Consider the following 23,721-nt stretch of genomic DNA (forward strand, 5'->3'; position numbering starts at 1 on the left):
CATAAAATGTTAATTGAAGCGCAGAACCATTTCTGCTTTTCACTTAAGATTTTAGGGGGGAACCCCCGTTTTTTAACGGAAGTAAAAGTCTGACCTCTTACTACTAAACTTTAATTTCCTTTTTTTAAGAGCAAGGAGTGAAAAATGATGGAATATGTAATTGAAATGCTCAATATCCGCAAGGAGTTTCCCGGAATTGTTGCCAACGATAATATAACCCTTCAACTGCGAAAGGGAGAAATACACGCTTTGCTTGGGGAAAACGGGGCGGGCAAATCCACTTTAATGAATGTGCTCTTCGGCCTTTACCAGCCGGAGGAAGGGGAAATCCGTGTTCATGGAAAAGCTGTGAACATTACCAATCCGAACATCGCCAACGATTTAGGAATTGGCATGGTGCATCAGCACTTCATGCTTGTTGATAAATTCACAGTCACCGAAAATATTATTCTCGGAAAAGAAACAACATCCCGTGGGAAAATTGATATTAAAAAGGCTGAACAAGAGGTAAGGGAAATTTCCGAACGCTACGGGCTCGCTGTCGATCCAAAAGCGAAAATTTCCGACATCTCTGTTGGGATGCAGCAAAGGGTAGAAATATTAAAGACTCTTTATCGCGGCGCCGAAATTCTTATTTTCGATGAGCCAACTGCCGTTTTGACTCCACAGGAAATTAAAGAGCTTATCCAAATTATGAAAACCCTTATTGCAGAAGGCAAATCGATTATCCTGATCACTCATAAACTGAAAGAAATCATGGAAGTTTGCGACCGGGTCACCGTTATCCGTAAAGGGCGGGGGATTGGCACCCTCAATGTAAAGGATACGAATCCGAACGAGTTGGCGAGCCTGATGGTTGGCCGGGAAGTTATTTTTAAAACGGATAAAAAGCCTGCCAATCCGAAGCAGCCCGTTTTGGAAATTAATCAGCTCATTGTGAAGGACTCCCGTGGTATTCCTGCTGTCAATGGCCTTGACCTTGTTGTACATGCGGGAGAAATCCTTGGAATTGCCGGGGTTGACGGGAATGGCCAGACCGAATTAATTGAAGCAATTACCGGACTGAGAAAGTCGGAAAGCGGCTCAATCAAATTGAACAACAAAGAAGTCCGCAATCTGTCACCGCGGAAGATAAGCGAGTCCGGAGTCGGCCATATTCCGCAGGACCGCCATAAGCACGGTCTTGTCCTCGATTTTCCGGTCGCTGAAAATATGGTTCTGCAAACCTATTATAAACGGCCATTCTCAAAAAATGGCATCTTGAATTTTAAAGAGATATACAAAAAAGCGAAAACGCTGATTGCGGAATTTGACGTCAGGACACCAAGTGAATACACACTTGCCCGCTCTTTGTCAGGAGGAAACCAGCAAAAAGCGATTATCGGCCGTGAGGTGGACCGTGACCCTGATTTATTGATTGCCGCACAGCCGACACGCGGCCTTGATGTCGGGGCAATTGAGTTTATCCATAAACGGCTTATCGAACAGCGCGACCATGGAAAGGCTGTCCTGCTTCTTTCATTTGAATTGGATGAAATCATGAATGTCAGCGATCGCATCGCTGTTATTTATGAAGGCAAGATTGTCGCAATAGTCGATCCAAAGAAGACGACTGAGCAGGAGCTTGGATTGTTGATGGCCGGGTCGAAACGAAAGGAAGCAGGTGAAGAAAGCCATGTCTAATCGCCTAAAAAATATCTTAATTCCGGTAATAGCTGTACTTCTCGGCGTCATTGTCGGAACGGTTATTATGATTATCAGCGGCTATGATGCTGTTGCAGGTTACACCGCGCTATGGAATGGTGCTTTCGGACAAGCATATTATACCGGTGAAGTGATTCGCCAGGTCACTCCGTATATTTTAGCCGGACTGGCGGTCGCATTCGCGTTCAGAACCGGTTTATTCAATATTGGTGTTGAAGGCCAGCTGATCGTTGGCTGGCTGGCTTCTGTTTGGGTTGGCGTGGCCTTTGAGCTTCCGAAAATCATTCATCTGCCGCTTGCGATATTGGCTGCTGCACTGGCGGGAGCATTATGGGGCTTTGTTCCAGGCCTCTTAAAAGCCCGGTTCCGCGTTCACGAAGTGATTGTCACCATTATGATGAACTATATCGCTCTGCATGTAACAAACTATTTGATCCGGACTGTCATTTCCGAAAGAGCCGACAGGACAGCCAATATTCATGAATCAGCTACGCTGCGATCACCCTTCCTTGAAGGGCTGACCGATTATTCCCGCCTGCACTGGGGAATTATCATTGCTATTATAAGTGTATTCGTTATGTGGTTTTTGCTTGAAAAAACTACAAAGGGATTCGAATTAAGATCGGTTGGCTTCAATCAGCATGCATCACAATATGCGGGGATGAACGTCAACGCAAATATCATCCAGTCAATGGTGATCTCCGGTATTTTTGCCGGGCTCGCCGGTGCGATGGAAGGACTCGGAACATTCGGCTATGCAGCGATAAAGGGCGGCTTTACAGGTGTAGGCTTTGACGGAATCGCCGTTGCCCTTTTGGGAGGAAACGGCCCGATCGGGATCGTCTTTGCAGCGATTCTGTTTGGAAGCTTAAAGGTCGGCGCCTTGAACATGCCGCTTGAGGCCGGAATACCGAATGAACTCGTTGATATTATTATTGCGTTAATCGTCTTCTTTGTCGCCGCAAGCTATATGATTCGCTTACTTATTGATCGATTAGGCAAAAAGGGGGTGAAGTAAGTGGGCTTAATGGATGTTTTATTAATTATCATTCCAGCTACTTTACTGTGGGCAGCACCACTTATTTTCACTGCGTTAGGCGGAAACTTTTCCGAGCGTTCCGGCGTTGTAAACATCGGCCTGGAAGGATTAATGGTGATCGGGGCGTTCTCTGCGATCGTTTTTAATTTAACGTTCGTTGACAGCCTGGGAAATTTGACGCCGTGGATTGCTCTTTTAGTCGCCATGATCGTTGGAGCCTTGCTTTCTGTTCTCCATGCTGTTGCGTCGATTACATTCCGTGCTGACCAGACGGTTTCCGGTGTCGCGATTAATCTGCTTGCAATAGGGGCGGCCTTATTTTTAGTCAAGCTTATCTATGGAAAAGGACAGACTGATATTATCCAGAAGGGATTCGGTAAAGTCGATATTCCTTTGCTAAGCGATATTCCGCTGCTTGGAGATCTGTTTTTCTCAAATACGTATTACACTTCATATGTTGCGATCGCTTTCGCTTTTATTTCCTGGTATGTGATGTTCAAGACACCATTCGGCCTCCGTCTGCGCGCCGTCGGTGAACATCCAATGGCGGCGGACACAATGGGAATTAACGTCACAAAAATGCGTTACATCGGCGTTATCATTTCGGGAGCGCTTGCCGGAATTGGCGGTGGTGTATACGCCCAGGCGATTTCCTCCGACTTCAGCCATGCAACAATCAGCGGCCAGGGCTTTATGGCTCTTGCAGCCCTAATCTTTGGCAAATGGCATCCGCTTGGAGCAATGGGAGCAGCGTTGTTCTTCGGATTTGCGCAAAGCTTGAGCATTATCGGGTCAAGCTTGCCTTTCTTGGAGAATGTTCCAAACGTATATTTGCTGATTACACCATATGTATTAACGATTCTGGCCCTGGCAGGTTTTATTGGCCGGGCTGAAGCCCCTAAGGCTTCCGGAACACACTATATAAAAGGAAGCAGATAATATACTTACACCCCTGATTTCAGAGTGAATCAGGGGTGTTTTTTTATCAAATTTAATAGCATAAAATTAAGAAAATTGACGAAGATTGTCTAAATATTTATTTTTTTGAAATGCTTTATTGTGCTAAAATGGAATTAGTTGTTAATACTTTAAGAGGGTAATAGTTATGGGTTTTTCTCTGTATGTGAACGATTATAAAACCGAAAGAATCTTTTCCTGTCTAAGATGGATTTTCTTTGTGATGGCAGTCACGATGTTTTATTTTCCTCCCCTGGCTGAGATTCTCCAATTTGAAACAGGCTCATTTCCGTTCCTCGTCGCAGTCGGGGCCATATATATGTTAACAACACAAATAGCACTGGCAAAAATGAGCCCTGATCATAAGTACTTCCCTTTCATTACAAAAACAGGGATTGTGTTTGATTTTATTGCGCTCTTTTGGCTTTTGGGCTTGACTGGCGGCGTCATGAGTTATCTTTTTCCGATCGCTTACCTGTTTGTTATGCATGCGACTATTTATTGGCGTACAAAAGGTTTTTTCATCTCCAGTGCCTCGGCAACTGCCGGTTATTCGGGAATACTATTAATGGAAATGCCCGTATCGGAGCAAGTGTGGTTTGTCTTTTTATTAAATACGGCTTTTGTTTGGATTGTCGGGATCTTCGGCGCCATCCTCGTGCTGCGGGAAAGGAAGCATATCAAGCAAAAGAAGATATATCAGCAGCTTGTTGTGACCGATTATTTAACAGGGCTGTATAATCATCGCCACTTCCAGGAGCATATACGCCATTTAAAGGAGCAGTCCATTCCCTTTGCACTTATAATGGGCGATATTGACCATTTCAAGCCGGTAAATGACCGATATGGCCATTTAGTCGGAGACGAAGTACTCCGGGAAATGGGGAAAATGATGAATGAAATCGCCGTAAAATATGACGGACAAGCTTTTCGCTATGGAGGCGAGGAATTCGCCCTTGTAATCCGCAATCACGACAAAGAATACCTGCTCCAATTTTTTACCGAGTTTTATGAATACTTAAACAATAACACCTTCACAGAAAATGGTTTGAAAATTACGATGAGTTTTGGCATTGCTTGCAGCAAACAGGATCAGTCAAGCGAAGAGATGATTTCCGAAGCAGATAAGCTTTTATATATGGCGAAGGGAAATGGAAAAAACCAGGCCCGTTTTGATTGCGGTCATACCTTCTGTAACTCCGGACCGGTGCCGACAGAAGCCATTTCAAGTTAACAGCCTCCTCCTATCACGGGGGCTTTTTTATTTCATCATAATAATATTATGTAAATTAAATTCGAAAAAGAAATGAAATGATCTGCCCGGATGCTAAGTATAATGTAAAAAGTCTAATTTCTGGTACTATAAGAAAGAATAGCCTTCAAATTAAAGGATATGATAGAAAATAACCGCTCGACTGAAAAAAAGCGTTTTGTAAGGGAGGAAATGTGATGGCGATAATATCTGAAGCCGTGAAGAAAATGAAAGGCTACAATCTGCATATTGTGAAAACGGGAAAATATAAAACGAACACAATCGTTTGGAAAATGAAGGCACCTTTAAATGAAGATGATGCAACCTTCAGAGCGATCCTGCCTTACGTCCTGCAAAGCAGTTCAGCCCGCTATCCTTCGACGACCGCTCTCCGTGCATATTTGGATGAGCTTTATGGGGCAACCCTTTTTGTTGATCTTGCCAAAAAAGGCGAGTACCATATTATCAGCTTCTCAATCGAAGTCGCCAACGAAAAGTTTTTAAGCGACCCGGCTCCATTATTGAAAAAAGCATTTGAGTTTCTCGCAGAAATCCTCCGTAACCCGCATACTAACGGGCAGGCATTCGATGCGGAGACAGTTGAGAAAGAAAAACGGACGTTAAAGCAGCGGATTCAATCTGTTTACGATGACAAAATGAGATATTCAAACTTCAGGCTTGTTGAGGAAATGTGTAAAGGAGAGCCGTACGCGATTCCTGTAAATGGCGAGCTTGAAAAAGTCGGTGATATTAACGCGGAAAATTTATATCATTATTATGAAAGAGCTTTTTCCGAAGATGAACTTGATCTTTACGTAATCGGCGATATTGTCGAGGATGAAGTCATCGAAATTGCCGATAGCCTCTTGCAATTTAATGAGCGCGAGCCCCGTGTCTCAGCGGGTCACGCACCGGAAAAAAAGCCGGAGGTTCATGAAGTGATCGAGGAGCAGGATGTCAAACAAGGCAAATTAAATATTGGTTACCGGACCAACATCACTTATGGGGATGCTGATTATTATGCCCTGCAATTGTTTAACGGCATCTTTGGCGGTTTTTCACATTCGAAGCTGTTTATTAATGTACGTGAAAAAGCGAGCCTCGCCTACTATGCGGCAAGCCGGCTTGAGAGCCATAAAGGACTTTTGATGGTGATGTCGGGAATCGACAGGAAAAATTATCAGCAGGCCGTCACGATTATTAAGGAACAAATGGAAGCCATGAAAAACGGTGATTTTACAGAGAATGAAATTGAACAGACGAAGGCGGTCACGATCAACCAGATGCTTGAAACGATCGACACAGCCCGGGGACTTGTTGAGGTGCTGTATCACAGTGTTGTTGCCGGCACCATGGTGGACCTTGACGAGTGGCTCGAAAAAACAAGGCAAGTGCCGAAGGAAGATATTGTGGCTGCTGCAAAAAAAGCCGATCTCGATACGATCTATTTTTTGACGGGAATGGAGGGCGGAAAAAGTGAAGAAAATTAAATTTGACCAGCTCCAGGAAGAGCTTTTTCACGAAAAGCTTGAGAATGGGCTTAATGTATATATTCTCCCCAAGCCGGGATTTAATAAAACGTATGCAACGTTCACAACGAATTACGGGTCGATCGATAATCATTTTCAGCCACTCGATAAAAATGAAATGGTCAAGGTTCCGGATGGCATTGCCCACTTTTTGGAGCATAAGCTTTTTGAGAAGGCAGACGGGGATGTGTTCCAGCAATTCAGCCGCCAGGGTGCATCAGCAAATGCGTTTACATCTTTTACAAGAACAGCTTATTTATTTTCGAGCACGTCGAACGTGGAGGAAAACCTGGAAACGTTAATCGATTTTGTCCAGGATCCTTATTTTACTGAAAAAACAGTTGAGAAAGAAAAGGGCATTATCGGCCAGGAAATCACAATGTATGATGACAATCCCGATTGGCGATTATACTTTGGCCTTATTCAAAATTTGTATAAAAACCACCCTGTGAAAATTGATATCGCAGGAACAATCGAATCGATTTCGGAAATCACGAAGGATATGCTCTATGAATGCTACGAAACCTTTTATCACCCGAGCAACATGCTGCTGTTCGTAACAGGGCCCGTCGATCCGGAGCGGATCATGAACCAGGTGAAGGAGAATCAGGCTAAAAAGCAGTATGATGACCAGCCGGAAATCAAGCGCCAGTTTGCCGAAGAACCCGCCGAAGCTGCGGTCAAAAAGCAAGTCCTGAAAATGAACGTGCAAACATCGAAATGCTTATTCGGCATTAAAGCACCGGACCCAAACGAAAGCGGTGCTGAACTGCTGAAAAATGAATTAACCGTAAATGTCATTCTTGATATTTTGTTCAGTAAAAGCTCTGAACATTACAGCGAGCTATACAATGAAGGACTGATTGATGAAACATTTTCCTATGATTATACACAGGAACAGGGTTTTGGCTTTGCGATGGTCGGCGGGGATACGAATGATCCCGACCGTCTTGCTGAGCGAATCGCGGACATATTGGCCGAAGGAAAAAGAGGAGCGTTCTTTAAGGAAGATAACCTCGGCAGAGCGAAAAAGAAGAAAATCGGCTCTTTTCTCCGCGCGGTTAACTCCCCGGAGTATATCGCCAATCAATTTACGCGTTATGCGTTTAACGATATGAATTTATTTGATGTCGTGCCGACGCTTGAGAGCATTTCACTGGAAGATGTCAAAGCTGCAGCCAACCGTTTTATTTCTGATGACCGATTCAGTGTCTGCCAGGTGGTCCCGAAAAATAAATAATTCATTCTGAAAAAAGTACCCTTGCGGTGCTTTTTTTCATAGAAGAATCATTGTATGATATAGGGCGTATACACTGAATTGTACGGAGTGGAGTTCATGGGAAAATTTGCATTAATCACCGGGGCAAGCGGAGGTATCGGCACGGCAATCGCAAAAAAATTAGCAAAGAACGGTTATTCACTATATTTGCATTACAATCGCAACAAACCGGGCATTGAACAGTTGATGAGCGAACTGAATGAACTCGAAGGGGAGTATATTCCGATTCAAGCCGACCTTTCGTCTCCGTCCGGCTATAAAAAAATAGCTTCTTCGGTCTTTTCAATTGATGCGATCATTCATAACAGCGGCAACAGCCATTCCGGCATGCTTGTTGATCTTGATGAACAAACCGCCGAGGAGCTTGTCCGTATTCACGTAACCTCGCCGCTGCTGCTCACAAAGGAGCTGCTTCCGAAGCTGCAAAATAAACGGGGCGGCAATATCGTCGTCATTTCTTCCATATGGGGGCAAACCGGTTCCGCGTTTGAAGTGGCATACTCTGCGGTGAAAGGGGCGCAAATCAGCTTTGTCAAAGCATTGAGCAAGGAACTGGCCCGGACCGGCATCAGGGTGAACGGGGTCGCGCCAGGCGCGATCGATACAAACATGCTTGACAGCCTCACTGAAGGAGAACTGGGTGAACTGGCAAATGAAATTCCCGTCGGCCGGCTCGGAAACCCGGAGGAGGTCGCGGATTCAGTTGCTTTTTTTCTGTCAGATCAGGCAACTTACATAACCGGTCAAATCCTCGGTGTCAATGGCGGTTGGTACACATAAAAATTTCATGCATATTTTCATCCTTCTAAATCCAAAATAACCATGTATTTATCAAAAGGAGGATGAAAAAATGTCTATATTAGAAAGCTGGGACCAGTGGAAGAATTTCTTAGGTGATCGCCTCCATCATGCCCAAAATGAGGGAATGGACAATGAATCCATCAATAATCTTGCCTATGAAATCGGCGGTTACCTTTCTCAGAACGTCGACCCTAAAAATGAGCAGGAACGAGTTCTTGCTGATCTTTGGTCGGTTGCAAGTCCTGAAGAACAGCATGCGATTGCCAATATGATGGTCAAGCTCGTTCAAAATAACGGATCTCAACAAAAATGATTGATGGAACAGCCCTTGTCATAACCGGCAAGGGCTGTTTTCTTTTACCGCTGCTTCAGACCTTGGCCGAAAGCCTTCTTTGTGATTTTAAAGGAAAAGTTATGCTTGTTTTTCCTTTCATCTTCTGGAAAAATAAATTATGATAGAATCGGGATAAAAAAATTGCAGGAATTTGTCACATGCATACTCGTTAGGGAGGTTTTTATGGATAAAACGGAATGGTATTTAGAATATGAAATACAAAAAAACCGTCCTGGTTTGCTTGGTGACATCTCGTCTTTGCTCGGTATGCTGTCGATCAATATTGTTACGATTAATGGCGTAGATGAAGGCAGGCGCGGATTACTGATTCTTGCAAAGGACCATGAACAAATTGTGCGGCTTGAGTCTATTTTAAATACAATGGATACAATAAAAGTAATTAAGCTTAGGGAGCCAAAGCTCCGGGATCGCCTCGCGGTCCGGCACGGCCGTTACATCCAGCGCGATGCCGATGATAAAAAAACATTCCGCTTTATCAGGAATGAACTTGGCATTCTTGTTGATTTTATGGCAGAATTGTTTAAGCAGGAAGGTCATAAGCTGATCGGCATCCGGGGAATGCCGCGTGTCGGCAAAACAGAATCAATTGTGGCTTCCAGTGTGTGTGCCAATAAACGCTGGCTGTTTGTTTCCTCAACTTTGCTGAAGCAGACGATTCGAAATCAACTGATTGAAGATGAATATAGCGAAAACAATTTATTTATAATTGATGGCATAGTTTCAACGAGAAGAGCGAACGAACGGCATTGGCAGCTTGTCAGGGAAATCATGCGCCTGAACGCTGTAAAAGTGGTTGAGCACCCGGACGTATTTGTGCAGAATTCTGAATATACTCTCGAAGATTTTGATTATATTATTGAATTGCGCAATGATCCTGACGAAGAGATTACATACGAACTTGAGCACAAAAACAATATGTTCTCCGACTCTGAATTTGGAGGCTTTGATTTTTAAATGTATGGAAGGTGTTATTGTGACTGAACTGGGCAATCGATTAAAAGAAGCACGTGAAGCAAAAGGCATGAGCCTTGACGAGCTGCAAACGGCGACTAAAATTCAAAAACGATATTTAAAAGGCATTGAAGAAGGAAATTATGAAATGATGCCAGGCCAATTTTACGTACGGGCTTTTATCAGGCAGTACGCAGAAGCAGTCGGCATTGAACCGGAAGAGCTCTATGAGCAATACAAAAACGATATTCCTTCTGCCCATAATGAAGATATTACCGAAAAGATTTCAAGGGTGCAAACGCGGAAAAACATCTCAGACAATAGCTCAAAGATTCTTGATTTTCTCCCAAAAATACTGATAGGCATTTTTGTAATTGGGGCAATTGTCCTTATCTGGTACCTTGTGCTCGAAAACAAGGATCAGGGATCAGATGCGCCTGTGAATGAAGAGGATACGACGATTAATTATGAACAGCCGGACAGCGTCGATAAAGATGCAGAGAAAAATAAAGACAATGAAGAAAATGGCAGTGCAGAGGATAACCAAAAAGAAGAAGATACAGATAAAGCTGACGACTCCGAAAGCAACAATGGAGAAGGTCAGGTTGAGGAAGCTCCTGCCCAGCAGATCTCTGTTGTTGAAGCCAGTGGAAGAAATACGACTTACGAGTTGACAAACGCTGCAACGTTCAATTTGAGAGTGGCGGCGACCGGTGGGAATACTTGGGTCAACATCACAAACGGCAAAGGGCATTCTTTCTATCAAGGCACACTTTCTCCAACAGGGACGAACAGCCAAACAGTTGATCTTTCACAAGAAACGGAAGCGGTGATTGTAATTGGAAATTCGGCGAATACTGAAATCTTCGTGAATGACCAAAAAGTAGAGTTTGCTGTCCCGCCATCAGAGTCGGTGCGCCAGGATATTACAATTCGCAAGGTACCGGCAAACCAATAGTCATCAGCAAGATGGCTATTTTTCCTTTACATATTTTTTCATTGCCCGGCTTATCTGAGCCATTGGCGCTTGTTTAGATACTATTTTGGAGGTCTATGATGAATCTGCCTAATAAAATTACCATTTCAAGAATATTGCTTATTCCGGTGTTTCTTATTGTGATGCTGGTTCCTTTTGATTGGGGAAATATGTCGTTTATCGGGGCAGACCTGCCTGTGACCCACTTTATCGGGGCGCTCATTTTTATTATTGCGTCGACAACCGATTGGATCGACGGCTACTATGCCCGGAAATACAACCTTGTCACCAATCTGGGCAAGTTCCTCGATCCGCTTGCCGATAAATTGCTCGTTTCGGCTGCGTTAATCGTGCTGGTCGATCTTGGGTTTGCAGCCTCCTGGATTGTGATCGTGATCATTAGCCGTGAATTTGCGGTTACCGGCCTGCGGCTTGTCCTTGCTGGTGAAGGAGAGGTGGTAGCTGCCAATAGGCTTGGGAAAATCAAAACATGGACGCAAATTATTGCGATTTCTGCCTTGCTTCTCCATAACACGATATTTGAATTGGTCTCTATACCGTTTGACCAACTCGCCCTGTGGGTTGCCATGTTTTTTACGATTTGGTCCGGATGGGATTATTTCGCCAAAAACAAGCATGCTTTTATTGATTCAAAATAATCGGCGCGGTGTAGGAGGCAGATTTGAATGAATGCAGAAATTATTGCAGTCGGATCCGAACTGCTGCTTGGCCAAATTGTGAATACAAACGCGCGCTTTATTTCAAGGCAGCTTGCCGACATGGGCATCAATGTTTTTTACCATACCGTTGTCGGCGATAATCCAGCCCGTCTTGAAGCTGCTATCAAGATTGCTGAAAGCCGCGCGCAGTTAATTATTTTTACTGGTGGTCTCGGCCCGACGAAAGACGATTTAACAAAAGAAACGATTGCCAGGCATTTACAGAAAAAGCTCGTCATTGATGAAGAAGCTCTTCGTTCAATTGAGCAGTATTTTGAACGCACAAAGCGAGCCATGACCGACAATAACCGAAAACAGGCTCTTATTCTTGAAGACTCTCAGGTGTTGAAAAATGATCATGGAATGGCACCTGGAATGGTCCTTTCAACGGAAAATCATACATATATGCTACTGCCGGGACCGCCGAAGGAAATGGAACCGATGTTTCTGAAATACGGGAATGCGGTACTGCTTGGCAAACTGGCTTCACAAAAAGTAATTGCTTCAAGGGTATTGCGTTTTTTCGGAATTGGCGAATCGCTTCTTGAAACACAACTCGAAGACTTAATTGAAGCGCAAACGAATCCGACGATTGCTCCCCTTGCCTCCGACGGGGAATGCAGCATCAGGCTGACAGCAAGTGCCGCCACTTTTGATTCTGCCCAGTTGCTTCTTGATGAAATGGAGGAAAAAGTGCTCGCCCGTGCCGGCGAATTTTTTTACGGCTATGATGAAACCTCGCTGATGAAGGAATTGACGAAAGCTTTGAAGGACCAGGGCTTAACCATTGCCTGCGCTGAAAGCTTAACGGGCGGGATGTTCCAGCAGGAGCTCACCTCTTATCCGGGTGCCGGGAGCCTTTTAAAGGGCGGTGTCGTCTGTTATACAAACGAGGCCAAAACGGATGTACTCCAAGTCAATAAGGAAACGATTGACAAGCACGGAGCGGTCAGCCGGGCCTGCGCCGCGGAGCTTGCCGAAAATGCGGCGAATATTTTTAAGTCTGACATCGGGATCAGCTTTACTGGAGTGGCAGGTCCTGAGGAGCTGGAAGGAAATCCGGTCGGAACGGTCTATATCGGCGTTTCCATCAAAGGAAAACCGGCAGTTGTTGAAAAAATGCAATTTGGCGGCGGCAGAGAAGCGAATCGCATTCGCGCTGTCAAATATGGCTGCCATTTTCTATTAAAGCTTCTGGCGAATTCACAGAGTGCCTGACGAGGCGCTCTGCTTTTTATTTTCAGAATTTGAATGAAAAAGTACGTTTTTTAGTTTTTCAAACTCGAAAAAGGGGAAGTCTCCCGATATAATAACTATTTTTCGCTATTTTTAATGATAGAAAAAAACCGAATAAATGTTCGACTTTTTTCTAGACAAAATGCAAAAAAACATTTATAGTAGAGATAGGTTCTGTGAGATGAGACAGAAAACGAATCCGATTCGTTTACTTATAAAGGAGGAAATACTTAGTGAGTGATCGTAAAGCTGCCTTGGAAATGGCCTTGAAACAAATAGAAAAGCAGTTTGGTAAAGGTTCTATTATGAAATTGGGAGAACAGACGGACCGAAGGATTTCCACGATCCCGAGCGGTTCTCTTGCCCTTGATGCGGCTCTTGGAGTAGGCGGTTATCCGCGCGGGCGTATTATTGAAATCTATGGGCCTGAAAGCTCCGGTAAAACAACCGTCGCGCTTCACGCCATCGCTGAAGTACAGGCTGCCGGCGGACAAGCAGCATTTATTGACGCCGAACATGCGCTTGATCCGGTATACGCCCAAAAACTTGGGGTAAATATTGATGAGCTATTGCTTTCCCAGCCTGATACAGGCGAACAAGCACTTGAAATTGCCGAAGCTCTTGTACGAAGCGGTGCTGTTGATATTTTAGTTATTGACTCTGTTGCAGCACTTGTGCCGAAGGCCGAGATTGAAGGCGAAATGGGTGACAGCCACGTTGGTTTACAGGCGCGTTTAATGTCCCAGGCATTGCGTAAATTATCCGGTGCCATTAACAAATCAAAAACGATTGCAGTTTTTATTAACCAGATCCGTGAAAAAGTCGGAGTTATGTTCGGAAATCCGGAAACGACTCCAGGCGGACGCGCATTAAAGTTCTATTCGACAGTGCGCCTTGAAGTCCGGCGTGCGGAGACTTTAAAGCAAGGAACGGATATGGTCGGAAATAAAACAAAAATTAAGGTTGTAAAAAATAAAGTAGCTCCTCCGTTCCGCACAGCTGAAGTGGACATTATGTACGGCGAAGGAATTTCCAAAGAAGGCGAAATTATTGACTTGGGCTCAGAACTGGATATCATCCAAAAAAGCGGTTCATGGTATTCGTATAATGAAGAGCGCTTGGGCCAGGGCCGTGAAAATGCGAAGCTGTTTTTAAAAGAAAACAAAGAGCTGCGCCTTGAAATCCAGCAAAAAATCCGCGACCATTACGGTCTTGACGACGAAAAAACTGTGATTGACTCCGAAGAAGAGCCGGAACAGTTTGAGTTAATAGACTAAGAAAACAAAGCCTCCGGGCTTTGTTTTTTTTTTATGGTTTCTATATGTTCTGGTTAAGATTGCTATAGAAAAGACCGGCAAGCTGGCATTCTATTCTTAATTCGTGAATTTGTCTCTTCTTCTTTGCTGATACATAAAAGCAGGCTCAAGGACTGGGCCCTTGACAATAAAATTTTACAGCTATACAATTAAACATGTATATTTTACACATTTTTCAGTATTAACACGTTTAAAAGTCCTAGAGCTGTATATTGATGAACAATGTACATGCCGACAGTTTAAAAAACGTAACAAAAGTTCATAGCAAGAGGAGGTGAAATGATGGAACCCATTACGATCATCTCCATTTTGCTTGGCCTATTCGTCGGTGCAGTTGTTGGCTATTTTATTCGTAAATCCTTTGCGGAAGCGAAGATAGCTGGAGCAAAAAACGCAGCGCAGCAGATTTTGGAAGATGCAAAGCGCGATGCAGAAGCCTCAAAGAAAGAAGCCTTGCTCGAGGCAAAGGATGAAATCCACAAGCTTCGTACTGAAGCTGAACGTGAGGTTCGTGAACGAAGAAATGAACTGCAAAAACATGAAAACCGTTTACTGCAAAGAGAGGAGAATCTTGATCGCAAAGATGAGTCGTTGAATAAACGAGAAAGTCTTTTAGAGAGAAAAGATGATTCCCTTAACCAAAGACAACAGCATATTGAAGAGATGGAAAGCAAAGTGGACGAGATGGTACGAGCACAGCAGGCTGAACTGGAACGCATCTCGAGCATGACGCGTGAAGAAGCGAAAGCAATCATTTTGGATCGCATCGAACAGGAAATGTCCCACGATATCGCCATCATGTTGAAGGAGAGCGAAAATCGTGCAAAAGAGGAAGCAGACAAGAAAGCGAAAGAGGTCTTGTCACTTGCTATCCAAAGATGCGCAGCAGACCATGTTGCGGAGACCACTGTATCAGTTGTGAACTTGCCGAATGATGAAATGAAAGGCCGGATTATCGGCCGGGAAGGCCGTAACATACGGACTCTCGAAACGCTGACGGGAATTGACCTGATCATTGACGATACACCTGAAGCAGTCATTTTATCCGGCTTTGATCCGATTCGACGTGAAACAGCTCGCTTGGCGCTGGACAAGCTTGTACAAGATGGAAGGATCCATCCGGCACGCATCGAGGAAATGGTCGATAAAGCTCGGCGCGAGGTGGATGAACACATCCGTGAGATAGGTGAACAAACTACTTTTGAAGTGGGTGTTCACGGGCTCCATCCGGATTTAATCAAAATTCTTGGCCGCTTAAAATTCCGAACGAGTTATGGCCAAAACGTATTAAAGCACTCGATGGAGGTTGCCCACCTTTCCGGGCTGCTCGCAGCTGAACTTGGGGAAGACACAACCCTGGCCCGCCGAGCGGGACTTCTTCACGATATCGGTAAAGCGATTGACCATGAAGTTGAAGGAAGCCATGTTGAAATCGGGATTGAACTTGCCACGAAGTACAAGGAACATCCTGTCGTTATCAACAGTATTGCTTCCCACCACGGGGATACGGAACCAACATCGATCATTTCGGTGCTTGTGGCAGCAGCAGATGCTCTTTCTGCGGCAAGGCCGGGAGCGCGCAGTGAAACGCTTGAAAACTACATTCGCCGTCTTGAAAAGCTTGAAGAGATTTCAGAATCCTATGACGGTGTTGAAAAATCATTTGCGATTCAAGCAGGCCGTGAAGTTCGAATCATGGTAAAACCTGAACAAATTGATGACCTTGAAGCTCATCGCCTGGCACGGGATATTCGCAAAAGAATCGAAGAGGAACTCGATTACCCGGGTCATATAAAAGTGACGGTAATACGCGAAACAAGAGCGGTAGAATATGCAAAATAAAGCGGTGCACACAGCACCGCTTTTTTTTCATTGAATAGAATTGGGTCAGATTGTGGTAAGATTTACATAAGCAAAAAATTCAGGTAAAGAAAGGGCATAATATGAGGATTTTGTTTATAGGCGATGTTGTTGGCTCACCCGGGCGGGATATGGTGAGCAGCTATTTGCCCCGATTAAAGGAGAAATTCCGGCCGACGATTACGATTATTAACGGAGAGAATGCCGCAGGCGGGAAGGGAATAACCGAAAAAATCTACCGGCGCTTCCTTGAGGAAGGCGCTCAGGCTGTGACGCTCGGCAACCATGCGTGGGACAACCGGGAAATTTTTGAATTCATCGATGAAGCGAAATATATGGTGCGTCCTGCCAATCTTCCAGAGGGGACACCGGGGAAGGAAATCGTTTATTTAAAAGTCAATCAGGATGAAGTGGCGGTGATCAACCTGCAGGGGCGGGCTTTTATGACACCGGTTGATTGCCCGTTTAAAAAGGCAGATCAGCTTATCGAAGAAGCGCGAAAGCGAACACCAATCATTTTTGTTGATTTCCATGCCGAAGCAACGAGTGAAAAGCAGGGGATGGGCTGGTATTTGGACGGAAGGGTGTCAGCGGTCGTTGGCACTCACACGCATGTTCAAACGGCAGACGCGCGCATCCTGCCTGCTGGAACGGCCTTTTTAACAGACGTTGGCATGACCGGCCCCTATGATGGTATTCTCGGTGTCGAAAGAGACGCCGTGCTGAAAAGATTCCTGACAGCCCTGCCGGTCCGCTTTGAAGTGACGAAGGAAGGGCGGACGCAGCTGAGTGCGGTTGTAATTGATATCGATAAACAGGACGGCAAAGCAAAAAAAATTCAAACCATCCTGGTGAATGACGATCATCCCTTTTTCTCTTAAACAAACATTTCATCTCCTCCTTGAAAACCGATCCGGGAAGCTTCACAAGCAATCCTTTTTTTGTCCAAGCCGGAATATGTCTTTTAAGTGCTGAATATAGTAGCAATGGAAAGATTTATCCGTTCCCGCGAGGCTGGTCAGCTTTTATGTCACGGGCTCGAGGAAGGCTTGGGAATGGATTGGTTCAACCGAGTTTGTCAGCAGGTAAATAAACAGAGCTTGTCCAGCTGATGGACGGTTTCATGTACAACCTGATTTGTTCAGTTTTTGAACATACGGGATCGGGATTAAACAAGGAGGAGCTAGGAATGGAAATATTAAAAGTTTCAGCAAAATCTAATCCTAATTCTGTAGCTGGTGCACTTGCCGGTGTTCTGCGCGAAAGAGGTGCTGCGGAAATCCAGGCAATAGGTGCAGGTGCATTGAATCAAGCCGTTAAGGCAGTAGCGATTGCAAGAGGATTTGTCGCACCTAGCGGAGTCGATTTAATTTGCATCCCGGCATTTACAGATATCCTAATCGATGGAGAAGAACGGACGGCCATTAAGTTAATTATCGAACCCAGATAAAGGGGAAGCCACAGTAACCGGCGGTTCCTTCTGATCCGAATTTGCACACAAAAAACTCCTGTTTGCCACATGCAAACAGGTTCTCTTTTTTTACATTATATATGTAAGCGGGGTGGACGGATGTGAAGATATTTGATGCTCACTGCGATGTCCTCTATAAACTATTTATAAACAACGGCCTTGATTTTAACGATTCCCCGGAATTGCAGGTGACGTGGCAGCAATTATCGGGGCCAGGGCCGAAGATTCAATGCTTTGCGATCTATGTGCCGGAAAAAGTCCATCCAGATCTGAAATTTCACGCTGCACTTCGCATGGCCGAGCTTTTTTACGAACGGATTATCGAACCTTTTTCAAATATTAAACTGATCATGGCAAAGGATGGGATCAGCCGATTAAAAGAAAACCAAATCGGAGCCATTTTAACGCTGGAAGGCTGCGATGCGGTCGGAATGGATCTAAATAAGCTCCAGACGCTGCTGCGGCTCGGGGTATCGTCTGTAGGGCTTACCTGGAATTATGCGAACAGCGTTGCTGACGGAGCTTTGGAGGAAAGGGGCGCAGGGCTGTCCAGGTTTGGGAAACAGGTTGTCGATGTCCTGAACAACAAGGGAGCATGGTGTGATGTATCCCACCTATCGGAAAAAGGTTTTTGGGATGTGATCGAGATGGCTGATTATCCAATCGCATCCCATTCAAACTGTTACGCTCTTTGTCCGCATCCCCGGAATTTGCGGAATCAGCAAATCAAGGCGTTGATAGACAGGAACGGTGTAGTTGGCATCACGTTTGTAGCTCCATTTCTGTCGGGCAAACAATCGGCAACAATTGCAGATGTACTGCGGCATCTTGACCATGTATGTGCACTTGGCGGTGAAAACCACGTCGGTTTTGGTTCGGATTTTGATGGCACTGATGACACCGTGACGGGTTTGGAAAGAATGGCCGATTATGCGGTTCTCGTCAATGAACTTTATAAATATTATTCTAATATACAGGTGGACAAGTTTCTCTATCAAAATTTTGCAGGAAGATATCCGTGGTAAAAGCTGGGGAAGCTATTAAAATACAGGCTTTGCACAATACAAATATACGAACATGATACACGCCAAAATGTAAATAGCTATTATATTTCACAAAATAAAAAAATATTCACATTTTAGTCAATATTTAATCTGAAAGGGTTGCTTTTTTTAACACATAGGTCTAGAATTGAAAGCGTTTAGTACCCTCCTATTAAACCAGTAACATTTGTATAGAAATATAGACTTGGAATGGTGATGTAGAAAGGTACTATCGTTGACATGTAACGTTTTTGCATAATTCTTTTAACGTATCTAAAGGGGTGTAGGGAATGATCAATCAACTTTCTTGGAAAGTTGGCGGACAACAAGGGGAAGGTATTGAAAGTACCGGGGAGATATTTTCCATTGCGCTGAATCGTTTAGGCTACTACTTGTATGGTTACCGCCACTTTTCATCACGTATTAAAGGCGGCCATACCAACAACAAAATTCGTGTAAGCACAACTCAAGTTCGGGCCATTTCAGATGATTTAGACATACTCGTCGCGTTTGACCAGGAAACGATCGATGTCAACTACAAAGAACTTCATGATAAAGGTGTCATTATTGCCGATTCTAAATTTGATCCGAAACAGCCAGAAGATACTAAAGCTTCGATGTATGCGGTTCCATTTACGGAAATCGCCACGGAACTCGGCACATCCCTTATGAAAAATATGGTTGCGATCGGAGCAACTTCAGCAGTATTAGATCTTGATATTAAAGTTTTTGAAGAAGTAGTTCAAGAGATTTTCGGACGCAAGGGCCAGCAGGTCGTCGACAAAAACATGGAAGCGATTCAAGCAGGCTATAATTATATGAAAGAAAAGCTGGGTGAAAGCATCGAGACGATGCAGCTTGAAAAAGCAGACGGGAAAAAGCGGATGTTCATGATCGGAAATGATGCGATCGCCCTTGGAGCTTTAGCGGCAGGCTGCCGCTTTATGGCTGCATACCCGATTACGCCTGCTTCTGAAATTATGGAATACTTGATTAAAAAACTGCCTCCACTGGGCGGTACTGTTATTCAAACAGAGGACGAAATTGCGGCCGTTACGATGGCGATCGGTGCCAACTATGCCGGTGCCCGTGCGTTTACAGCGTCAGCCGGCCCGGGACTGTCTTTGAAGATGGAAGCAATCGGTTTATCCGGCATTACGGAAACACCGCTTGTCATCGTTGATACACAGCGCGGCGGTCCTTCGACCGGCTTGCCAACTAAACAGGAACAGTCTGACTTGATGGCAATGATTTACGGGACTCACGGTGAAATTCCAAAAATTGTCCTCGCTCCAAGTACGGTTCAAGAGGCTTTCTATGATACCGCCGAAGCTTTTAATCTTGCAGAAGAATACCAGTGTCCGGTTATTATTCTATCAGACCTGCAGCTGTCATTAGGAAAGCAGACGGTGGAACCGCTCGAATTTGATAAAGTGGAAATCCGCCGCGGCAAGCTTGCGGATGCTGAACTTCCTGAAATTGAAAACAAAGGCTATTTTAAACGTTATGAAGTGACAGAAGATGGTGTATCACCACGTGTCATTCCGGGCATGAAAAACGGGATTCACCACGTGACAGGTGTGGAGCATGATGAGACTGGAAAGCCGTCAGAATCGTCGGCAAACCGGAAAGCGCAAATGGATAAGCGCTTCAAGAAGGTCGAACATATTCATTTCGACACCCCTGTCTATAAAAACTCTCCGCATGAAGAAGCGGATTTATTAATTGTCGGTTTTAGCTCGACGCGCGGCACGATCGAAGAAGCAATCGTCCGCCTTGAAAAAGACGGATTAAAAGTAAATCATGCACAAGTACGGTTGATTCATCCGTTCCCAACAGATGAACTGCTGCCGCTTGTGAAATCGGCGAAAAAAATCGCAGTTGTTGAAAATAACGCAACCGGCCAGCTGGCAAACATTATGAAAATGAACGTCGGTCACGCTGACAAAGTTGTCAAGATCTTAAAGTATGATGGAAACCCATTCCTGCCGCATGAAATTCATACAAACTGCAAGGAGTTGTTTTAAATGGCAACATTTAAGGAATTTCGAAATAATGTAAAACCGAACTGGTGCCCCGGCTGTGGCGACTTCTCCGTACAGGCGGCGATCCAGCGGGCCGCGGCAAATGTCGGTCTTGAGCCTGAAAATTTGGCGATTGTTTCAGGGATCGGCTGTTCCGGCCGTATTTCCGGATATATTAATTCATACGGATTTCATGGTATCCACGGACGTTCATTGCCAATCGCCCAAGGTGTGAAAATGGCTAACCGGGATCTGACCGTGCTTGCTTCCGGCGGAGACGGCGACGGTTTCGCAATTGGAATGGGCCATACGATCCACGCGATTCGCCGCAACATTGATATTACTTATATTGTCATGGACAACCAAATCTATGGATTAACAAAAGGGCAGACATCACCACGTTCAGCGGCCGGTTTTAAAACAAAATCGACGCCGCAAGGATCGATTGAACAGGCTGTTTCTCCAATGGAAATGGCTTTGACAGCAGGTGCAACATTTGTAGCGCAAAGCTTTTCAACCGATTTAAAGGATTTAACAGCCCTGATTGAAGCGGGCATTAAGCATAAAGGATTTTCGTTAATCAATGTGTTTAGCCCATGTGTGACATACAATAAAGTAAACACGTATGATTGGTTTAAAGAGAACTTAACAAAGCTTAGCGACATCGAAGGCTATGATCCTTCCAGCCGGGAAGTCGCGATGCAAACGCTGATGAAGCACAATGGCTTAGTGACAGGTTTAATTTATCAAGATACAGTGCGCAAGTCTTATCAGGAACTGATCAACGGCTACTCGGAAACGCCGCTTGCCCATGCTGATTTGAATTTAAGTGAAGATCACTTCGACAAGCTGGTAGCAGAGTTTATGTAAATAAAAGCAGTGAAAAACCCCCGGGATTCAAAATTAATCCCGGGGGTTTTTCATGTATTTTTTACTAAAAAATTCAAATTTAGCAGGGCCCTCTTTTTATAGTAAAATAGAAGTGTCGCTCCAGCACATTATCATATGTTATTGTTTGTTTTCGTCCAATCGTTTAAAATGGTTAGTTGTACGTTAACAAATAAATCAATGTTTAGAAATACAAGAAAGGGGATTTTTCATGAACGAGAAACAACGTATTGAAGGCCAGCAAGTAGAAGCTGTTAATTCTCCGGACAAAAAATCCGTCAAGGACTACAGCAAATACTTCGAAGCTGTTTATATTCCCCCATCCTTAAAGGATGCAAAAAAACGCGGAAAAGAGGAAGTAAAGTATCACAAAGACTTTACGATTCCGGAAGAGTTTCGCGGGATGGGAGCTGGACGAAAGTTTTACATTCGTACGTACGGATGTCAAATGAACGAGCATGACACAGAAGTGATGGCAGGAATCTTTTTAGCGCTCGGCTATGAAGCAACCGACCGGACTGAAGATGCCAATGTCATTCTGTTGAATACTTGTGCGATCCGTGAGAATGCCGAGAACAAAGTGTTTGGTGAAATTGGCCATTTGAAAGCATTAAAAAGGGAAAAACCCGACTTGCTTATCGGCGTTTGCGGCTGTATGTCCCAGGAAGAATCTGTCGTAAACAAAATTCTTGAAAAACATCATCATATCGACATGATCTTCGGAACACATAATATTCACCGCCTCCCGAATATTTTACAAGAAGCGTACATGTCAAAAGAAATGGTCGTCGAAGTATGGTCCAAAGAAGGGGACGTCATTGAGAACCTTCCGAAAGTACGCCGCGGCAATATTAAAGCATGGGTCAACATTATGTATGGCTGCGACAAGTTCTGTACGTATTGTATCGTTCCGTATACACGCGGAAAAGAACGGAGCCGCCGGCCGGAGGATATCATCCAGGAGGTTCGCCATTTAGCTGCGCAGGGCTACCAGGAAATTACGCTGCTTGGCCAAAACGTTAATGCATACGGCAAAGACTTCGAGGATATCCAGTACGGACTTGGCGATTTAATGGATGAAATTCGCAAAATCGATATCCCGCGTGTCCGTTTCACAACAAGCCACCCGCGTGATTTTGATGATCACTTGATCGAAGTGCTCGCCAAAGGCGGCAACTTGATGGATCACATTCATTTGCCGGTTCAATCAGGTTCGACCGAAGTGCTGAAAATCATGGCCCGCAAATACACGAGAGAGCAGTATTTAGAACTCGTCAGAAAAATTAAAGCTGCGATTCCGAATGTTTCTTTGACTACTGACATCATTGTCGGCTACCCGAATGAAACAGAAGAGCAGTTTGAAGAAACATTGTCGCTTTACCGTGAAGTAGGCTATGAAACGGCTTATACATTTATTTACTCACCGAGGGAAGGTACCCCGGCTGCGAAAATGACCGATAATGTGCCGATGGCTGTGAAGAAGGAGCGCTTGCAGCGTTTAAACGCGGTTGTGAACGAATTATCGGCGGCAGCGATGAAAAAATACCAGGATCAGATTGTCGACGTGCTAGTCGAAGGGGAAAGTAAAAATAATCCTGATATGCTCGCCGGCTATACAACGAAAAACAAGCTTGTTAACATTAAAGGACCAAAAACGGCGATCGGCAAGATTGTCAAGGTAAAAATCACAGAAGCCAAAACATGGTCTTTAAACGGAGAAATGGTGGAAGAACTACAATCAGTTGAGGTGAATTAACGTGGCGAAATACACAAAAGACGATATCGTCGCCCGCGCGAAAGAGTTGGCAAAGATGATTTCTGAAACGGAAGAGGTAGACTTTTTCAAGCGTGCTGAGGCACAAATTCATGGGAATGAAAAAGTCCGTTCAATGATAACCGAGATTAAGGGACTGCAAAAGCAGGCCGTCAATCTCCAGCATTATGGCAAGCCGGAAGCATTAAAGAAAGTCGAAGAGAAAATTTCCGCGCTTGAGCAGGATCTGGATGAGATTCCTCTTGTCCAGGAGTTCAAACAGTCCCAAGTAGAAGTGAATGAGCTGTTGCAAATTATTGCTTCCACTATCTCCAACACGGTTACAGATGAAATTATCACTGCAACCGGGGGAGACCTGCTGCACGGCGAAACAGGAGCACAAGTTAACACGAAAACCAGCTGCCACCAGCATTAATCAGCATGGGCCCGGGATCACTCCCGGGCCTTTTTCAAAAGATAAGAAAGTATAAAATTTTGGGTCTATCACGGTCATCTAGGCTGTGGTATTTTTATTTTATGGAGACGAACATTCTTAGACAAATTTTTT

The 23,721-nt window shown here is 44.5% G+C and carries 21 protein-coding genes; all 21 read left to right on the top strand.

What is annotated here, in order from left to right; genetic code table 11:
• Positions 1 to 147 precede the first annotated feature (147 nt).
• The 21 genes from CU633_RS09815 to CU633_RS09915 all read left to right on the top strand — a co-directional run bounded on the left by CU633_RS09815 (position 148) and on the right by CU633_RS09915 (position 23,589).
• Entirely contained in the window at positions 148 to 1,683 is a 1,536-nt protein-coding gene (locus CU633_RS09815; protein ID WP_101659892.1) for an ABC transporter ATP-binding protein, read from the top strand.
• Positions 1,676 to 2,722 (top strand): ABC transporter permease, encoded by a 1,047-nt coding sequence (locus tag CU633_RS09820; protein ID WP_101659893.1) that lies wholly within the window; start codon positions 1,676 to 1,678, stop codon positions 2,720 to 2,722. Before CU633_RS09815 ends, CU633_RS09820 begins: the two co-directional genes overlap by 8 nt.
• Complete coding sequence (locus CU633_RS09825) at positions 2,723 to 3,682, top strand: ABC transporter permease (protein ID WP_101659894.1); 960 nt, start codon at positions 2,723 to 2,725, stop codon at positions 3,680 to 3,682.
• Positions 3,683 to 3,848: 166 nt separating this feature from the next.
• Positions 3,849 to 4,934, top strand: a complete 1,086-nt coding sequence (locus CU633_RS09830) for a GGDEF domain-containing protein (RefSeq protein ID WP_101659895.1) — start codon at positions 3,849 to 3,851, stop codon at positions 4,932 to 4,934.
• 215 nt (positions 4,935 to 5,149) lie between these two features.
• Complete coding sequence (yfmF, locus tag CU633_RS09835; RefSeq protein WP_101659896.1) at positions 5,150 to 6,442, top strand: EF-P 5-aminopentanol modification-associated protein YfmF; 1,293 nt, start codon at positions 5,150 to 5,152, stop codon at positions 6,440 to 6,442.
• Complete coding sequence (gene yfmH, locus CU633_RS09840; protein ID WP_101659898.1) at positions 6,429 to 7,721, top strand: EF-P 5-aminopentanol modification-associated protein YfmH; 1,293 nt, start codon at positions 6,429 to 6,431, stop codon at positions 7,719 to 7,721. Before yfmF ends, yfmH begins: the two co-directional genes overlap by 14 nt.
• Positions 7,722 to 7,817: 96 nt before the next feature.
• A complete protein-coding gene (gene ymfI, locus CU633_RS09845) occupies positions 7,818 to 8,540 on the top strand; it encodes an elongation factor P 5-aminopentanone reductase (RefSeq protein ID WP_101659900.1) in 723 nt (240 codons plus the stop codon).
• 70 nt (positions 8,541 to 8,610) lie between these two features.
• Entirely contained in the window at positions 8,611 to 8,874 is a 264-nt protein-coding gene (locus CU633_RS09850) for a DUF3243 domain-containing protein (protein ID WP_101659902.1), read from the top strand.
• 204 nt (positions 8,875 to 9,078) lie between these two features.
• Positions 9,079 to 9,870, top strand: coding sequence for a DUF3388 domain-containing protein (locus tag CU633_RS09855; protein WP_101659904.1), 792 nt, complete (start codon positions 9,079 to 9,081; stop codon positions 9,868 to 9,870).
• 19 nt (positions 9,871 to 9,889) lie between these two features.
• Entirely contained in the window at positions 9,890 to 10,825 is a 936-nt protein-coding gene (locus tag CU633_RS09860; protein ID WP_101659946.1) for a helix-turn-helix domain-containing protein, read from the top strand.
• A gap of 98 nt (positions 10,826 to 10,923) precedes the next feature.
• Positions 10,924 to 11,502, top strand: a complete 579-nt coding sequence (gene pgsA / locus CU633_RS09865; protein ID WP_101659906.1) for a CDP-diacylglycerol--glycerol-3-phosphate 3-phosphatidyltransferase — start codon at positions 10,924 to 10,926, stop codon at positions 11,500 to 11,502.
• 27 nt (positions 11,503 to 11,529) lie between these two features.
• Complete coding sequence (locus CU633_RS09870) at positions 11,530 to 12,780, top strand: competence/damage-inducible protein A (RefSeq protein WP_101659908.1); 1,251 nt, start codon at positions 11,530 to 11,532, stop codon at positions 12,778 to 12,780.
• 251 nt (positions 12,781 to 13,031) lie between these two features.
• A complete protein-coding gene (gene recA, locus CU633_RS09875) occupies positions 13,032 to 14,075 on the top strand; it encodes a recombinase RecA (RefSeq protein WP_101659910.1) in 1,044 nt (347 codons plus the stop codon).
• A 318-nt stretch (positions 14,076 to 14,393) separates the two neighbouring features.
• On the top strand, positions 14,394 to 15,956 hold the full coding sequence (rny, locus tag CU633_RS09880; protein WP_374703360.1) for a ribonuclease Y: 1,563 nt from the start codon (positions 14,394 to 14,396) through the stop codon (positions 15,954 to 15,956).
• Positions 15,957 to 16,057: 101 nt separating this feature from the next.
• Complete coding sequence (locus CU633_RS09885; protein ID WP_101659914.1) at positions 16,058 to 16,855, top strand: TIGR00282 family metallophosphoesterase; 798 nt, start codon at positions 16,058 to 16,060, stop codon at positions 16,853 to 16,855.
• Between the two features lie 308 nt (positions 16,856 to 17,163).
• Positions 17,164 to 17,424, top strand: a complete 261-nt coding sequence (gene spoVS / locus CU633_RS09890; protein WP_029281188.1) for a stage V sporulation protein SpoVS — start codon at positions 17,164 to 17,166, stop codon at positions 17,422 to 17,424.
• Between the two features lie 122 nt (positions 17,425 to 17,546).
• Positions 17,547 to 18,470: a dipeptidase gene (locus CU633_RS09895; RefSeq protein ID WP_101659924.1), complete on the top strand. Its 924-nt coding sequence runs from the start codon at positions 17,547 to 17,549 to the stop codon at positions 18,468 to 18,470.
• A 308-nt stretch (positions 18,471 to 18,778) separates the two neighbouring features.
• On the top strand, positions 18,779 to 20,515 hold the full coding sequence (locus tag CU633_RS09900) for a 2-oxoacid:acceptor oxidoreductase subunit alpha (protein ID WP_101659926.1): 1,737 nt from the start codon (positions 18,779 to 18,781) through the stop codon (positions 20,513 to 20,515).
• Positions 20,516 to 21,382: a 2-oxoacid:ferredoxin oxidoreductase subunit beta gene (locus CU633_RS09905; RefSeq protein WP_101659928.1), complete on the top strand. Its 867-nt coding sequence runs from the start codon at positions 20,516 to 20,518 to the stop codon at positions 21,380 to 21,382. It abuts the gene before it with no gap.
• Between the two features lie 229 nt (positions 21,383 to 21,611).
• Positions 21,612 to 23,156 (top strand): tRNA (N6-isopentenyl adenosine(37)-C2)-methylthiotransferase MiaB, encoded by a 1,545-nt coding sequence (gene miaB / locus CU633_RS09910; protein ID WP_101659929.1) that lies wholly within the window; start codon positions 21,612 to 21,614, stop codon positions 23,154 to 23,156.
• A 1-nt stretch (position 23,157) separates the two neighbouring features.
• Positions 23,158 to 23,589 carry a RicAFT regulatory complex protein RicA family protein gene (locus CU633_RS09915; RefSeq protein WP_101659931.1) on the top strand — a complete coding sequence of 144 codons (432 nt, stop codon included), beginning with the start codon at positions 23,158 to 23,160 and terminating at the stop codon, positions 23,587 to 23,589.
• Positions 23,590 to 23,721: the final 132 nt, after the last annotated feature.

Source organism: Bacillus sp. V3-13, from assembly GCF_002860165.1.
Classification (GTDB): domain Bacteria; phylum Bacillota; class Bacilli; order Bacillales; family Cytobacillaceae; genus Bacillus_BJ.

Coding starts and splice junctions, on each gene's coding strand:
- CU633_RS09815 (WP_101659892.1), top strand. CDS start 148: ATGGAATATGTAATTGAAATGCTCAATATCCGCAAGGAGTTTCCCGGA.
- CU633_RS09820 (WP_101659893.1), top strand. CDS start 1,676: ATGTCTAATCGCCTAAAAAATATCTTAATTCCGGTAATAGCTGTACTT.
- CU633_RS09830 (WP_101659895.1), top strand. CDS start 3,849: ATGGGTTTTTCTCTGTATGTGAACGATTATAAAACCGAAAGAATCTTT.
- yfmF (WP_101659896.1), top strand. CDS start 5,150: ATGGCGATAATATCTGAAGCCGTGAAGAAAATGAAAGGCTACAATCTG.
- ymfI (WP_101659900.1), top strand. CDS start 7,818: ATGGGAAAATTTGCATTAATCACCGGGGCAAGCGGAGGTATCGGCACG.
- CU633_RS09850 (WP_101659902.1), top strand. CDS start 8,611: ATGTCTATATTAGAAAGCTGGGACCAGTGGAAGAATTTCTTAGGTGAT.
- CU633_RS09855 (WP_101659904.1), top strand. CDS start 9,079: ATGGATAAAACGGAATGGTATTTAGAATATGAAATACAAAAAAACCGT.
- pgsA (WP_101659906.1), top strand. CDS start 10,924: ATGAATCTGCCTAATAAAATTACCATTTCAAGAATATTGCTTATTCCG.
- CU633_RS09870 (WP_101659908.1), top strand. CDS start 11,530: ATGAATGCAGAAATTATTGCAGTCGGATCCGAACTGCTGCTTGGCCAA.
- rny (WP_374703360.1), top strand. CDS start 14,394: ATGATGGAACCCATTACGATCATCTCCATTTTGCTTGGCCTATTCGTC.
- CU633_RS09885 (WP_101659914.1), top strand. CDS start 16,058: ATGAGGATTTTGTTTATAGGCGATGTTGTTGGCTCACCCGGGCGGGAT.
- spoVS (WP_029281188.1), top strand. CDS start 17,164: ATGGAAATATTAAAAGTTTCAGCAAAATCTAATCCTAATTCTGTAGCT.
- CU633_RS09900 (WP_101659926.1), top strand. CDS start 18,779: ATGATCAATCAACTTTCTTGGAAAGTTGGCGGACAACAAGGGGAAGGT.
- CU633_RS09905 (WP_101659928.1), top strand. CDS start 20,516: ATGGCAACATTTAAGGAATTTCGAAATAATGTAAAACCGAACTGGTGC.
- miaB (WP_101659929.1), top strand. CDS start 21,612: ATGAACGAGAAACAACGTATTGAAGGCCAGCAAGTAGAAGCTGTTAAT.